Source organism: Pseudomonas sp. 18173 (genome assembly GCF_050432945.1).
In the GTDB taxonomy this organism is placed as follows: domain Bacteria; phylum Pseudomonadota; class Gammaproteobacteria; order Pseudomonadales; family Pseudomonadaceae; genus Aquipseudomonas.
This window is the reverse complement of sequence record NZ_JBKFTN010000009.1, coordinates 64,131-78,797: the sequence shown is the minus strand read 5'-3', so window position 1 is coordinate 78,797 and position 14,667 is coordinate 64,131. Positions and strand designations below refer to the sequence as shown.

Sequence of the window (14,667 nt, the reverse complement as noted above, 5' to 3'; positions counted from 1 at the left end):
TCCGGCCGCTCGTTAGCGTCCTATCTGGTGAACCCGGCTGATCGGAACTAGATTTCACAGAGCGCCAGCCAGGCACTTGGGTTCACCTGAAAGAGGATGGAATCGATCATGAAAAACAGGTTGCTACGCGTTTTACTGCTGTTGAAAGTGATGGTGATGCTGTCCCTCGGCACCGCAACGGCCTGGGCCGAATGTGAGAATCACGATACTCAGGCATTCAGCGGGCAGGTGGGGCATAGCGGATTGATGCTCGCCAAGTCCGAGTCCGAGCCGGGCGATCAGGGGCAGGGTGGGGCTGACAATGGCGATGACTCGACCACTGACGAGCCGGACTCCGATGATGAAGAAGAGGGCGACAGCCAGACCTGATCGATGAATGGCCGGCAAAAGAAAACCCCTTCTGCCTCGACTGATGCGCAATCGAAGTGGAAGGGGTTGGGTTGATTCGTGAATCCCCGCAGGAGCGAGCAAGCCCGCTCCTGCGGTTTTTTATGCCGCGCCGTCGAGGAACTGCTCGGCGTGATGGCAAGCCACCTGGCGGCTGTCGAGCAGGCGCAGGGCTGGCTCCTCAGTGCTGCAACGCGCGGTGGCGTACGGGCAGCGCTTGTGGAACGCGCAGCCGGGTGGCGGGTTCAGCGGGTTGGGCAACTCGCCGACGATCTTGATTTTCGGCTTGTTCGGGTCCGGGTGAATCGTCGGCGTGGCCGACAACAGTGCCTGGGTGTAAGGGTGCAGAGGACGTTCGTAGATGTCGTTCTTCGGACCCATTTCGACCGGGCGCCCGAGGTACATCACCATCACGTCATCGGCAACGTGCTGCACCACCGCCAGGTTGTGGGAAATGAACACATAGGCGGTGTTGAACTCTTGCTGCAGATCCATGAACAGGTTGAGCACCTGAGCCTGGATCGACACGTCCAGTGCCGATGTCGGTTCGTCCGCCACCAGCACTTTCGGTTGCAGCATCATGGCGCGGGCCAGGGCGATCCGCTGGCGCTGACCGCCGGAGAACATGTGCGGATAACGCTGGTAGTGCTCGGGACGCAAGCCCACCTGCTTCATCATCGCCTGGACTTTCTCACGGCGTTCCGCGGCGCTCAGGTTGGTGTTGATCAATAATGGCTCTGCAAGCTGATCACCGACTTTCTGCCGTGGGTTCAACGAGGCGTACGGGCTCTGGAACACCATCTGCACGTCTTTGCGCAGTTGCTTGCGCTGGGCCTTGTCGGCACCGGCGACTTCCTGTCCGGCAATTTTCAGGGAGCCGGAGGACGGCTCTTCGATCAGGGTCAGGGCACGGGCCAGGGTGGATTTGCCGCAGCCCGATTCACCAACGACGGCTAGGGTCTTGCCGGCTTCCAGTTCGAACGATACGCCATTGAGGGCGCGCACGGTGGCGTGTCCCTTGAACAGTCCTCGGGACACATCGTAGTGACGGGTCAGGTCGCGGGCGGTAAGAACGACGGCCATTACGCCACCTCCTGGTTCAGCGGGTAGAAGCAGCGAGCGAGGCTGTTGCTTTTCGGGTCAAGCGCGGGACGTTGTTGACGGCAGTTGTCTTTCACGTAGGGGCAGCGTGGCGACAGCAGGCAACCCTGCGGACGGTCGTAGCGACCGGGAACGATGCCCGGCAGGGTCGACAGGCGCGAGGCACCCAGGCTGTGTTCCGGAATCGCCTTGAGCAGCGCTTCGCTGTACGGGTGTGCCGGAATGTCGAACAGTTGCGGCACCTGACCGACTTCGACTGCTTGCCCTGCGTACATTACGCACACGCGCTGGGCGGTTTCGGCCACGACGGCGAGGTCGTGGGTGATCAGTACCAGGCCCATGTTCTGCTCTTTCTGCAACGCCAGCAGCAGATCCATGATCTGCGCCTGAATCGTCACGTCCAGCGCCGTGGTCGGTTCGTCGGCGATCAGCAGTTTTGGCTCGCCGGCAATCGCCATGGCGATCGCGACACGCTGGCTCATACCACCGGACAGTTGATGCGGGTAGGCGTCCATACGGCTGGCGGCACCCGGGATTTCAACTTTTTCCAGCAGTTCGATGGCGCGCTTGCGGGCAGCCTTGCCGGACATTTTCAGGTGCAGGCGCAGGACTTCTTCGATCTGGAAGCCGACGGTGTAGCTCGGGTTCAGCGCGGTCATCGGATCCTGGAAGACCATGGACAGGTCTTTGCCGACGATCTGCCGACGCTGGCGATTGTTGAGCTTGAGCATGTCCTTGCCGTCAAAGATGAGCGAGTCGGCGGTGACGATGCCTGGATGCTCGATCAGCCCCATCAGCGCCATCATGGTCACGGATTTGCCGGAACCGGACTCGCCAACGATGGCCAGTACTTCGCCCTTGTCCACTTTCAGGTCGAGGCCGTCGACGACTGGCGTGGCGTTTTTGTCGCCGAAGCGAACGTTGAGATTCTTGATTTCTAACAGTGACATGGGAATCTCCTCAGGCGGCATTCTTGAGTTTCGGGTCCAGCGCATCGCGCAGGCCGTCGCCCATCAGGTTGATTGCCAGCACGCTGAGCAAAATGGTCAGACCAGGCAGGCTCACCACCCACCAGGCGCGTTCGATGTAGTCGCGGGCCGAAGCCAGCATGGTGCCCCACTCAGGGGTTGGCGGTTGTACGCCAAGGCCGAGGAAGCCCAGTGCGGCGGCATCGAGGATCGCCGAAGAAAAGCTCAGGGTGGCCTGGACGATCAGCGGCGCCATGCAGTTGGGCAGCACGGTGACGAACATCAGACGCGGCAGGCCGGCACCGGCCAGGCGCGCGGCGGTCACGTAGTCGCGGTTCAGCTCGCCCATTACCGCAGCGCGGGTCAGACGAACATAGGACGGCAGGGATACCACGGCGATGGCGATCACGGTGTTGATCAGGCCAGGGCCGAGGATGGCGACGATCGCCACGGCCAGCAGCAGGGACGGCAGGGCCAGCATGATGTCCATCAGACGCATGATGGTCGGGCCGACTACGCGCGGGAAGAACCCGGCGAACAGACCCAGCAGGATCCCCGGGATCAGCGACATGACAACCGACGACAGGCCGATCATCAAGGACAGGCGCGAACCGGAGATCAGGCGCGACAGCAGGTCGCGGCCCAGTTCGTCGGTGCCGAGCAGGAACTGGATCTGCCCACCTTCCAGCCAGGCCGGCGGGGTCAGCAGGAAATCACGGTACTGCTCGCTCGGGTTGTGAGGCGCAACCCACGGGGCAAAGATGGCGCAGAAAATCACCAGCAGCATGAACATCAGGCCGGCGACGGCACCTTTGTTCTTGGAGAACGCTTGCCAGAATTCTTTGTACGGGGACGGGTACAGCAGGCTTTGATCGACTGCTACCGATGGAATTGGAGTGGTCATGGTCATGATCTCAGCGCTGATGACGGATGCGTGGGTTGGCAAAGCCGTAGAGGATGTCCACTACGAAGTTGACCACAATCACCAGGCAGGCGATTAACAGGATGCCGTTTTGCACGACGGGATAGTCTCGGGCACCAATGGCTTCGATCAGCCATTTGCCGATGCCGGGCCACGAGAAGATGGTTTCGGTCAGGACCGCACCGGCCAGCAGGGTGCCGACTTGCAGGCCGACCACTGTCAGTACCGGAATCAGCGCGTTACGCAGACCGTGCACGAACACCACGCGCGACGGCGACAGGCCCTTGGCCTTGGCGGTGCGAATGTAGTCTTCACGCAGCACTTCGAGCATCGAAGAGCGGGTCATCCGCGCGATTACCGCCAACGGGATGGTACCCAGCACGATGGCTGGCAGGATCAGGTGGTGCAGGGCATCGAGGAACGCGCCGACGTCATCGGCCAGCAGCGTGTCGATCAGCATGAAGCCGGTGCGTGGCTCGATGTCGTAGAGCAGGTCGATCCGCCCGGACACCGGGGTCCAGCCCAGGCTCACCGAGAAGAACATGATCAGGATCAGGCCCCACCAGAAGATCGGCATCGAGTATCCCGCCAGGGAGACCCCCATCACCCCATGGTCGAACAGGGACCCTCGCTTGAGTGCCGCGATCACCCCGGCCAGAAGGCCCAGGACGCCGGCGAACAACAGGGCGGCCATGGACAGTTCCAGGGTCGCGGGGAACAGGGAGGTGAATTCGGTCCAGACGCTTTCACGGGTTCGCAGGGACTCACCGAGGTCGCCGTGGGCCAGTTTGCCGATGTAATCCAGGTACTGGGCATACAGGGGTTTGTTCAGACCTAGGCGTTCCATTGCCTGAGCGTGCATTTCCGGGTCGACTCTGCGTTCGCCCATCATGACTTCCACGGGGTCGCCAGGGATCATGCGAATCAACGCGAATGTCAGCAAGGTGATGCCGAAAAACGTGGGGATCAGTAACCCCAGTCGGCGGGCAATAAAACTAAACATCGTAAGGTGTACCTCATCAGCCGGTTAGGCGTGCCCGGCATACCTGGGTCAGGCATGCCGGGAGTTTTCTTATCTACTTCACCTGGGTGGTGGCGAAGTTATTCGTGGTGAGGGGGCTAATGTTATAGCCCTCTACGTTGTTGCGCATTGCGGTAAACATTCTAGTGTGTGCCATGCTGATCCATGGCTGGTCCTGGTTGAAAATAACCTGGGCCTGCTCGTAGAGCGCTGCACGCTCGGCTGGATCGGTTTTTTCCCGGGCCTGGTCGATCAGCGCCTGGAACTTGTCACTGCACCAGCGGGCGTAGTTTTCTCCGTTCTTGGCCGCTTCACAACTGAGCATAGGCGTCAGGAAGTTATCCGGGTCGCCGTTATCGCCCGCCCATCCGGCGGAAACCATGTCGTGCTCGCCGTTTTTCGCGCGTTTGAGCATTTCGCCCCATTCCATCACGCGGATGTCGATCTTGATCCCGACCTTGGCCAGGTCGGCTTGCATCATCTGCGCGCCGAGCATCGGGTTGGGGTTGGTCGGACCGCCACCGTTGCGGGTGAACAGGGTGAACGTGGTGCCTTCCGGTACGCCGGCTTCCTTGAGCAGGGCGCGAGCCTTGTCCAGGTCACGTGGCGGGTTTTTCAGGCTGTGGTTAAAGCCCAGCAGGGTATCCGGGAACGGGTTGACGCCCACCGTGGCATTGCCCTTGCCGAACAGTGCGTTGACATAGGCTTCTTTGTCGAAGGCGATGTCGATGGCTTTGCGCACGCGCACGTCGCTCATGTACTTGTGCTGGGTGTTCATGGCGATATACGAAACGGTCATGGCATTGAGTTCATCGACCTTCAGCTTCTGGTCTTTCTTGATGCTCGGGATGTCATCCGGCTTCGGATACAGCGCGACCTGGCACTCGTTGGCCTTGAGTTTCTGCAAGCGCACGTTGTTGTCGGTCGCGATGGCCAGGATCAGCGAGTCGGCCGGTGGCTTGCCACGGAAGTAGTCCGGGTTGGCCTTGAAACGAACCTGGGCATCCTTGTTGTAACGCTGGAAGACAAAGGGGCCGGTGCCGATCGGCTTGCTGTTGAGGTCGCCGGTCTTGTTGGCCTTGAGCAACTGGTCGGCGTATTCGGCCGGGTAGATCGAGGAGAAGGCCATGGCGATGTCGGCCAGGAACGGCGCTTCGCGACGGGTCAGGGTGAACTTGACCGTGTTGTCGTCGACTTTCTCTACGCTCTTGAGCAGCTCTTTGAAGCCCATGCTTTCAAAGTACGGGAAGCCCACGCTCGACAGCTTGTGCCACGGGTGATTCGGGTCCAGCTGACGCTGGAAGCTCCAGACCACGTCGTCGGCGTTCATGTCGCGGGTCGGCTTGAAGTATTCGGTGGTGTGGAACTTGACGCCTTTACGCAGATGGAAGGTGTAGTTCAGGCCGTCTTCGCTGATGTCCCAGGATTCGGCCAGCGCCGGAATCACTTCGGTGGTACCGGGCTTGAAGTCCGCCAGGCGATTGAAGATGGTTTCGGCCACGGCATCGGCGGTGACTGCAGTCGTGTACTGGACCATGTCGAAGCCTTCGGGGCTGGCTTCGGTGCAAACCACCAGGGGTTTGGCCGAGACACCGACAGCGACACTGAGCAAAGCAGCCGCGATGGCCGCACGTAGGGGAAGCATTTTCATCAAGAACCCTCTGCAATCAGTTTAAGGAAAAGAGCCGAACGGCCGATTCATCGCTGAACCTGCCGTTCGGCAGCGGTATTACAGGATGTTGAACGGAACCGTGGTCACGAGACGGAACTCGTTGATGCTGCCGTCAGCCTGGTTTTCGCTGGCACGGTGAGCGGTGTAGGTGCCGCGGATCGTGGTGGCCTTGAGCGGGCCGCTCTGCACGGCGTAGGTCGCGCCGATGCCGTATTCATAATGGGTTTCGCCATCCTGGATCTGGATGCCGTCGTAACCCTTGCCTGCCACGCCACCGTTGCCGGTGTAGTGAGTACCGTCGATGCCCCAGCCGCGAGCCTGGTAGATGTTGAACTTCAGGCCCGGTACGCCGTATTCAGCCATGTTCAGACCGTAGGCAACCTGGAACGATTTTTCGTTCGGGCCGTTGAAGTCCGACAGCAGGGAGTTGGCCAGGTAGATGCCGTTGGTTTCGTGCAGGTAGTCGAAGTACTCGTTACCGTTCACTTCCTGGTACGAGAAGGTCAGGCTGTGCGCCTGGTGGGTCAGGCCCAGCGAAAGCGAGTAGGTATCGTTGTCGATGTCACCGATCAGGGCCTTGCCGGTTTCCTTGGTTTTGTAGTAGTTCAGGCCGGTGGTCAGGCTCAGTACCTGGCTATCGCCCAGTACGTGAGAGGCGCCGAAGTAGTACTGGTTCCAGATGTCTTCAGCCTGGGTCGCCCAGAGGCTGGTGGTCAGGCTGGCGAGCGGGTTGTAGGTGATACCGCCGGTGTAGACGTGGTCGGTTTCAACGATGCCATTGGCATATTCGGTGCGGAATTTGCGCTGGCTTTCTTCGGTACGCGGTGAGTTGCGGTCGAAGGTGGCCAGGTCGAAGGCCAGGTTGTTCAGCTCTTCGCTGTGGATGGCCACACCTTCGAAGCTCGAAGGCAGAGCACGGTTGCCGATCACGTCGACCATCGGGCTGCTGAAGTTCATGCGGCCGGCGGTCAGGGTGGTGTTGGAGACACGGGCCTTGACGTTGGCCAGGCCCAGTTTGCTCCACTGGCCTTGAGCGTCGCCGCCTTCCTTGGTCAGGGTACGGTTGTTGCCCGCGCCCGGGCGAGTGCCCGGTGCGCCACCGTTGTTGGACGCCAGGTCCTTGCGGTCGCGATCCAGGGCGATCGCGTTGTAGGCCGCCACTTCAGTGCTGAAGCCGACAGTGCCTTCGGTGAAGCCCGAGTTGTACTTGAGGATGGTGCCCTGGACCCAGTTGATCCGGCGATCGGTCGGGGTCGAAACGCCGTCCTTCTTGTAGGCGAACTTGGCGCCGCGTTGCAGTTGCTCGTTGGCGTACCAGTTACGCGTAGTGCCGGTGAGCGACTGGCCTTCGACAAAGCCGGTGGCTTCGCTCTGGGCGTTTTTCTCGTTCACGGTAACCGGGGAGAAAGCCTGGCTTTGGGTTTCTGCGTAAGCCGTGGCGGTTACGCTGCTGATGGCCAGGGCCAATAACGCGGTGCTGCTCAGTTTCATGGGTAAAGCTCCTTACTTTCTTTTTTTATGCCGGTCTTTTTTTGTGATCCGGCTATTGGTTTAGAACTCGTTCATGGCTTCGCAAACGTTTGCTGTCGGCCAAATTGGCGAAAGACGGCAAAGCGTCTGCGTGAGGGCGGAAAAATCCGCCCCCTGGCATTTCTGGCTAATCGGTTATTTTTCTATGCTGACACCCGAGAAAACATTGCGGCCGAACGGGCTCACCTTGAACCCTTCGATTTTTGCGCTCAGCGGCTGGTTGACCGTTGAGTGGGCGACTGGCGTGATCGGCACTTGCTGTTTGAGCAACTGCTGCGCCTGTTTGTAGAGCAGGGTGCGCTGGTCACGGTCGGTGACGACCTTGGCCTGCTTGACCAGCTTGTCATAAGCCGGATCACACCACATCGAGTAGTTGTTGCCGCCAATGGCGTCGCAGCTGTAGAGCGTGCCCAGCCAGTTGTCCGGATCACCATTGTCACCGGTCCAGCCGATCAGGCTGATGTCGTGTTCGCCATTCTTGGTGCGCTTGATGTACTCGCCCCACTCATAGCTGACGATCTTGACCTTGAGGCCGATCTTCGCCCAGTCGGCCTGGAGCATTTCGGCCATCAACTTGGCGTTGGGGTTGTACGGGCGCTGCACCGGCATGGCCCAGAGGGTGATTTCAGTGCCTTCCTTGACGCCGGCAGCCTTGAGCAATTCCCGGGCTTTTTCCGGGTTGTAGGCGGCGTCCTTGATGGTGTCGTCGTAGGACCACTGGGTCGGTGGCATGGCGTTGACCGCCAGTTGTCCCGCGCCCTGGTAAACGGCATTGAGAATGCCTTGCTTGTTCACCGCCATGTCCAGCGCCTGACGCACTTCGAGCTGGTCGAACGGCTTGTGGCGCACGTTGTAGGCGATGTAGCCGAGGTTGAAACCCGGCTTCTCGATCAATTGCAGGGCCGGGTCGTTCTTCAGCGCGGTCACGTCGGCAGGGCGCGGATGCAGGGTGATCTGGCACTCGCCGGCCTTGAGTTTCTGCACGCGCACCGAGGCGTCGGTGTTGATGGCGAAAATCAGGTTGTCGAGCTTGACCCGGCTCGGGTCCCAGTACTGCTTGTTGCCGGTGTAACGGATGTTCGAGTCTTTCTGGTAGCTCTTGAACACGAACGGCCCGGTGCCGATCGGCTTCTGGTTGATGTCGCTCGGTTTGCCTTGCGCCAGCAGCTTGTCGGCGTATTCGGCCGAAAGGATGGCGGCAAAGCTCATGGCGATATTCTGGATGAACGCGGCGTCCACGCTATTGAGCGTAAAGACCACGGTCAGCGGTCCGGTCTTTTCAACCTTGGCGATATTCTTGTTCAGGCTCATGCCGTTGAAGTACGGAAACTCTGTCGGATAAGCCTTACGAAAGGGTTGTTGCGGGTCGAGCATGCGGTTGAACGTGAACAGCACGTCATCGGCATTGAAATCACGGGTCGGCGTGAAGTATTTGGTGGTATGAAACTTCACCCCTTCGCGCAGGTGGAAGGTGTACTTGAGGCCGTCCTCGGAAATATCCCAGCTCGTGGCCAGGCCCGGTACGACGTTGGTCGCGCCTTTCTCAAACTCTGCCAACCGGTTGTACAGCGGCTCGGCGGCGTCGTTGTCGGTCGCAGTGGTGTACTGCGCCGTATCGAAACCGGCGGGGCTGCCTTCGGAGCAGAACACCAGGCTGTTGTTGGCGGCCTGGCTGATGGAAGTGGCGGCCAACAGACCGGTGCCCAGCAATGCGGATAAAACCAAGGTATGGCGCATAACGCTCCCTTTCTCTCAAAGTGTTGTCAATGAGCCGCCGTCCTGTCAGCAGACGTAGAGGCATCACTGATTTCAAGCCATGCACGCAGCAGTAACCGATGACCCACGCGTGCACTGGTCGGATCCCGACGGTATGAGTCACGGGTCCGGCAGTAAATGCGTAGAGTCCTAAAGACTCGTAGGAAATGGCAACGCGTCCTCGCCCGATGCTGTAGTCAGCTGCGGATCTGGATGTAGGCGAATTCCTGCTTTTCGGTAGATAAAGCAACGGCGACGTCAAAAACGTCGCCGTTGCAAAACCTTATTTGCTGACGCTGACACCGTAGAAGGAGTTCAAGCCAAACGGGCTGATCTTGAAGTCCTGTACTTCGGCACGCATGGGTTGGAACACCGTCGAGTGAGCGATAGGTGTGTATGGCACTGCATCTTTGAGGACGTGTTGCGCCTCTTTGTACAGCTCGGTGCGCTTGGCCTGGTCCGGAGTGCGTTTGGCTTGCTTGACGATGCCGTCAAACTTCTTGTCGCACCACTTGGAGAAGTTATTGCCTTCCAGCGAGTCGCAGCCGAACAGCACGTTCAGCCAGTTGTCGGGATCACCATTGTCACCGCTCCAGCCAATCAGCATCGCCTGGTTCTCGCCACCTTTGGAGCGCTTGATGTACTCGCCCCACTCGTAGCTCTGGATCTTGACCTTGAGGCCGATCTTGGACCAGTCGGACTGCAGCATTTCTGCCATCAGCTTGGCGTTCGGGTTGTACGGACGCTGTACCGGCATCGCCCAGAGAACGATTTCGGTGCCTTCCTTCACGCCAGCTTCCTTGAGCAGCTCCTTGGCTTTCTCAGGGTCGTACTTGGCGTCCTTGATGGTGGTGTCGTAGGACCACTGGGTCGGCGGCATGGCGTTGACGGCCAGTTGACCGGCGCCCTGGTACACGGAGTCGATGATCTGCTGCTTGTTGACCGCCATGTCCAGCGCCTGGCGAACCTTCAGGTCGGCCAGCGGGTTGGCATCGGTTTGCCCCTTGACCTTGGGCATCACGTTGTAGGCGATGTAGCCGAGGTTGAAACCAGCCTGGTCAGGCACCTTCAGGGTCTTGTCTTCCTTCAGCGCCTTCAGGTCGGCCGGACGCGGGAACAGCGTGATCTGGCACTCGCCCTTTTTCAGCTTCTGGATACGTACCGACGGGTCGGTGGTGATGGCGAAGATCAGGTTGTCGATCTTCACGTCATCCGGCTTCCAGTAGTCCTTGTTCCCGGTGTAGCGGATGTTGGAGTCTTTCTGGTAGCTCTTGAACACGAACGGACCAGTGCCGACCGGCTTCTGGTTGATGTCGGCGGCCTTGCCTTCCTTGAGCAGCTGGGCGGCGTACTCGGCGGACTGGATCGAGGCGAAGCTCATGGCCATGTTCTGGATGAACGCGGCATCCACGTCCTTGAGGGTGAACTTGACGGTGTGGTCGTCGACTTTGTCGATCTTGGTGATGTTGGTGTCCATCCCCATGTCGGTGAAGTACGGGAATTCGGTCGGGTACGCCTTACGGAACGGATCATCCTTGTTGATCATGCGATTGAAGGTGAACAGTACGTCGTCGGCGTTGAACTCACGAGTCGGCTTGAAGTACGGGGTGGTGTGGAACTTGACGCCTTCACGCAGGTGGAAGGTGTAGGTCAGGCCGTCATCGGAGACGTCCCACTTGGTTGCCAGGCCAGGAATAACGGCGGTACCGCCGCGCTCGAACTGGGTGAGGCGGTTGAACATGGTTTCTGCAGAGGCGTCGAAGTCGGTTCCGGTGGTGTATTGACCTGGATCGAAACCGGCCGGGCTCCCTTCGGAGCAGAACACCAGGTTAGTCGCTGCTTGGGCGAACGGTGCGCTGGCTAACAAGCTTGCGCCAACTAAAAACGGAATGACCGCGTGTTTAAGCATGGTGGCCTCATGATTTGTTGTCATTTTTGGAATTAGAGGACGACCTCGTGAGTCGTGCCTGCGGATACTTATGCAGGGGCCATACCCATTGCAAGATCCAGAGTGACTACAAGCCTTAAACGGTGGCACGAACGTACCTTAATGTCGCATTTGTATAAATCCTGACGCATTTGACCGTTTGCGTGGCTTTTTTATGGTGCAAGCGACGCACTTTTAGGGTGCGTCCTGAACGCTGGGTGCTCCCGATCAGGGCGGGGTGTTACTTATTTATACCCCGTTCTGTGCGGTGGGTATGGCGTGAATAAGAGTGGTTATTGTTGCACCGATAGTGGCCAATCAATCTCAGTTGCACCCGGTGCAACTGCCGGCTTTTCTCGGTGGACAATTCATTTATAGCTCATGCCTGAAAACTGCCCAAAAAAAACGGCGATCACGTGAGTGACCACCGTTTTTTGTTTACGGGCTATCGACTCAAGGCATCAGCACTTCAATCGAACCATCGGCGGTCATGCTGACCTGGCTGGTGCCGGCTTCGACATCCGGTGTCACCGGTGCGGCGTCCATTGCGGCGGCTTTCATCATCATCGGCGCGCGCAGGTAAGGTTGTGGGTAACCGTTGCTGTTGAGGTTCAGGTTGACGATCTTGTAGCCCTTGCCGCCCAGAGCATCAGTCGCAAGCTGGGCGCGGGCCTTGAAGGCGGTCACGGCGTCCTTGAGCAGGGCGTCTTCGCTGGCTTTGCGGGTCGGGGTGGCGATGGCGAAGTCCATGCCGCCCATTTTCAGGTCGGTGAGCAGTTCGCCGGTCAGCTTCGACAGCGCGGCGAAGTCCGGGCTTTCCAGGCGCAGTTCGGCGCGCTCGCGCCAGCCGGTGATTTTCTGGCCCTTGGTGTCGTAGATCGGGTAACTGTTGCGACTGCCCTGGCGCAGGGTGACGTCCTTGACTTGCCTGGCCTGGGCCAGCGCCTTGTTCATGGTGGTGCTGACGTCGGCGGCAAGTTTGGCCGGGTCGCTGTTCTGTTCTTCGGTGTAGAGCGTCACGATCATCAGGTCGCGGGCCACTTCCTGGCTGACTTCGGCGCGCAGGGAAATCTGGTTGTAATGAAGCTCGTCGGCGGCCAGGGCCGGGAGGCTGGCGACGGTGCCAACGCTCAGGGCGAGGAGGGCGGCGCTGCGGCGGAATGTGTGCATGAAGGCTCCTTGAAAGGTGCGCAGGGGTTCGGTCCTAGCCTGCGTGAAACCATCAGACTCTAGCTTTTATGCGCTGGTTCGCACAGTTACAACTTCTATACAGATGGCATGCGGTGGCCGCTTCGCGAGCAGGCTCGCTCCCACTGGAGCGCGCATTCCAAAGGTGGGAGCGAGCCTGCTCGCGAAGGCGGCGGTACTGTCGCAGTAGAACCGACAGCCATGTGGCCGTTTGCCGCAGTTTTGCCTGCCGGCCCCCGTGCTTGGTTATACTCCCGGTGATCCGCCTGGAGCGCTCATCAGGAGAGCTCATGCTCGCCCCCGTTCAAATCACTTCCGCTACTCGCCAGAACCTCTGGCGGCTGACGTTCATCCGCACGTTGGTGCTGGCCGCCCAGGCCGGTTCCGTGGGCCTGGCCTACTGGCTCGAATTGCTGCCGTTGCCCTGGTTTCAACTGGCAGCGACCCTCGGCTGTTCGATGCTGTTGTGCGTGTTCACGGCGATCCGCCTGCGCACCTCGTGGCCGGTGACCGAGCTTGAATACGCCGTGCAACTGGCCTGCGACCTGTTTATCCACAGCGCATTGCTGTATTTCTCCGGTGGCTCGACCAACCCCTTCGTTTCCTATTACCTGGTGCCGCTGACCATTGCCGCGGTGACGTTGCCATGGCGTTATTCGGTGATCCTGTCGGGTATCGCGCTGACGATGTACACGCTGTTGCTGGCACAGTTCTACCCGCTGCAAACCTTCCCGATCGCTCGGGAAAACCTGCAGGTATACGGAATGTGGTTGAGCTTCGCCCTCGCTGCCGCCGTGATCACGTTCTTCGCTGCGCGCATGGCCGAAGAGCTGCGCCGTCAGGAAGAACTGCGCGCCATTCGTCGCGAAGAAGGCCTGCGCGACCAGCAACTGTTGGCCGTCGCCACCCAGGCCGCCGGTGCGGCCCATGAGCTGGGCACGCCACTGGCGACCATGAGTGTGCTGCTCAAGGAAATGCGTCAGGACCACCCTGATCCGATGTTGCAGGACGACCTGAGCGTATTGCAGGATCAGGTCAAGCTGTGCAAGGAAACCCTGCAGCACCTGGTGCGCGCCGCAGAGGCCAATCGCCGATTGGCGGTGGAGATGCAGGACGTCACCGACTGGCTGGATGAGGCCCTCAATCGCTGGCACCTGATGCGCCCGGAAGCCAGTTATCGCTTCCAGCGCCTGGGCCAGGGCGCAGTACCGCGCATGGCGCCGCCGCCGGACTTGACCCAGGCGTTGCTGAATCTGTTGAACAACGCCGCCGACGCCTGCCCCGAAGGGCTGCAAGTGACGCTGGACTGGGATTGGGAAAACCTCACCATCAGCATTCGTGACCATGGTGCCGGCGTGCCGCTGGCCATCGCCGAGCAAATCGGCAAACCGTTTTTTACCACCAAGGGCAAAGGCTTCGGCCTGGGCCTGTTTTTGAGCAAGGCCAGCGTGACACGCGCCGGCGGCTCAGTGAAACTCTACAGTCATGAGGAAGGCGGTACGCTCACCGAGCTGCGCCTGCCCCGTGTCGCCCGAGGAGACGAACATGAGTGACGAGATCCAAGTCGAAGGCGAAGAACTGCCGCATTTGTTGCTGGTCGATGACGACGCCACATTCACCCGCGTCATGGCTCGCGCCATGGCCCGCCGCGGTTTTCGCGTCAGCACTGCCGGTTCCGCCGAAGAAGGCCTGGAGCTGGCCAAGGCCGACCTGCCGGATTACGCCGCCCTGGACCTGAAGATGGACGGCGATTCGGGCCTGGTGCTGCTGCCCAAGTTGCTGGAAATGGACCCGGAAATGCGCGTGGTGATCCTCACCGGTTATTCGAGCATTGCCACTGCCGTCGAGGCGATCAAGCGTGGTGCCTGCAACTACCTGTGCAAACCGGCGGACGCCGACGACGTGCTGGCGGCGCTGCTGTCCGAACACGCCGACCTCGACAGCCTGGTGCCGGAAAACCCGATGTCCGTGGACCGCCTGCAGTGGGAACACATCCAGCGCGTGCTGACCGAGCACGAAGGCAATATCTCCGCCACGGCCCGCGCCCTGGGCATGCACCGCCGCACCCTGCAGCGCAAACTGCAGAAGCGTCCTGTTCGCCGCTGAACCGGTGCTGAACGAATGCGGGCCGTCTGTCGCGACAAACCGAACCGATCATCTATGATCGGTTCGTGCGTGTTCTTTTCTTTATCGAGC

The 14,667-nt window shown here is 60.0% G+C and carries 12 protein-coding genes; 3 read left to right on the top strand and 9 right to left on the bottom strand.

Going from position 1 to position 14,667, the window contains the following annotated elements:
* Nucleotides 1–108: 108 nt before the first annotated feature.
* Entirely contained in the window at nt 109–369 is a 261-nt protein-coding gene (locus ACLD1X_RS12535; RefSeq protein ID WP_413426915.1) for a hypothetical protein, read from the top strand.
* Between the two features lie 120 nt (nt 370–489).
* On the opposite strand, the gene ACLD1X_RS12530 is transcribed toward ACLD1X_RS12535, so the two are convergent.
* The 9 genes from ACLD1X_RS12530 to ACLD1X_RS12490 all read right to left on the bottom strand — a co-directional run bounded on the left by ACLD1X_RS12530 (nt 490) and on the right by ACLD1X_RS12490 (nt 12,453).
* Nucleotides 490–1,470, bottom strand: coding sequence for a peptide ABC transporter ATP-binding protein (locus tag ACLD1X_RS12530; RefSeq protein WP_429368005.1), 981 nt, complete (start codon nt 1,468–1,470; stop codon nt 490–492).
* On the bottom strand, nt 1,470–2,438 hold the full coding sequence (locus ACLD1X_RS12525) for an ABC transporter ATP-binding protein (RefSeq protein WP_429368003.1): 969 nt from the start codon (nt 2,436–2,438) through the stop codon (nt 1,470–1,472). The genes ACLD1X_RS12530 and ACLD1X_RS12525 overlap by 1 nt, the downstream gene beginning before the upstream one ends.
* 10 nt (nt 2,439–2,448) lie before the next feature.
* Entirely contained in the window at nt 2,449–3,360 is a 912-nt protein-coding gene (locus ACLD1X_RS12520) for an ABC transporter permease subunit (RefSeq protein ID WP_429368001.1), read from the bottom strand.
* A 10-nt stretch (nt 3,361–3,370) separates the two neighbouring features.
* Nucleotides 3,371–4,381, bottom strand: a complete 1,011-nt coding sequence (locus tag ACLD1X_RS12515; protein WP_429367999.1) for an ABC transporter permease subunit — start codon at nt 4,379–4,381, stop codon at nt 3,371–3,373.
* Between the two features lie 73 nt (nt 4,382–4,454).
* Nucleotides 4,455–6,050 carry an ABC transporter substrate-binding protein gene (locus tag ACLD1X_RS12510; protein ID WP_429367997.1) on the bottom strand — a complete coding sequence of 532 codons (1,596 nt, stop codon included), beginning with the start codon at nt 6,048–6,050 and terminating at the stop codon, nt 4,455–4,457.
* Nucleotides 6,051–6,128: 78 nt separating this feature from the next.
* Nucleotides 6,129–7,562 carry an OprD family porin gene (locus ACLD1X_RS12505; protein WP_429367995.1) on the bottom strand — a complete coding sequence of 478 codons (1,434 nt, stop codon included), beginning with the start codon at nt 7,560–7,562 and terminating at the stop codon, nt 6,129–6,131.
* Between the two features lie 174 nt (nt 7,563–7,736).
* Nucleotides 7,737–9,338, bottom strand: a complete 1,602-nt coding sequence (locus ACLD1X_RS12500) for an ABC transporter substrate-binding protein (protein ID WP_429367993.1) — start codon at nt 9,336–9,338, stop codon at nt 7,737–7,739.
* Nucleotides 9,339–9,639: 301 nt separating this feature from the next.
* Entirely contained in the window at nt 9,640–11,265 is a 1,626-nt protein-coding gene (locus ACLD1X_RS12495) for an ABC transporter substrate-binding protein (protein WP_429367991.1), read from the bottom strand.
* A gap of 471 nt (nt 11,266–11,736) precedes the next feature.
* Nucleotides 11,737–12,453: an SIMPL domain-containing protein gene (locus tag ACLD1X_RS12490; protein ID WP_429367989.1), complete on the bottom strand. Its 717-nt coding sequence runs from the start codon at nt 12,451–12,453 to the stop codon at nt 11,737–11,739.
* A 308-nt stretch (nt 12,454–12,761) separates the two neighbouring features.
* Here ACLD1X_RS12490 and ACLD1X_RS12485 point away from each other — a divergent pair, with 308 nt between their 5' ends.
* Both ACLD1X_RS12485 and ACLD1X_RS12480 read left to right on the top strand, forming a co-directional pair.
* Nucleotides 12,762–14,024 carry an ATP-binding protein gene (locus ACLD1X_RS12485; RefSeq protein ID WP_429367987.1) on the top strand — a complete coding sequence of 421 codons (1,263 nt, stop codon included), beginning with the start codon at nt 12,762–12,764 and terminating at the stop codon, nt 14,022–14,024.
* Complete coding sequence (locus tag ACLD1X_RS12480) at nt 14,017–14,577, top strand: response regulator transcription factor (RefSeq protein ID WP_034148296.1); 561 nt, start codon at nt 14,017–14,019, stop codon at nt 14,575–14,577. The genes ACLD1X_RS12485 and ACLD1X_RS12480 overlap by 8 nt, the downstream gene beginning before the upstream one ends.
* Nucleotides 14,578–14,667 lie beyond the last annotated feature (90 nt).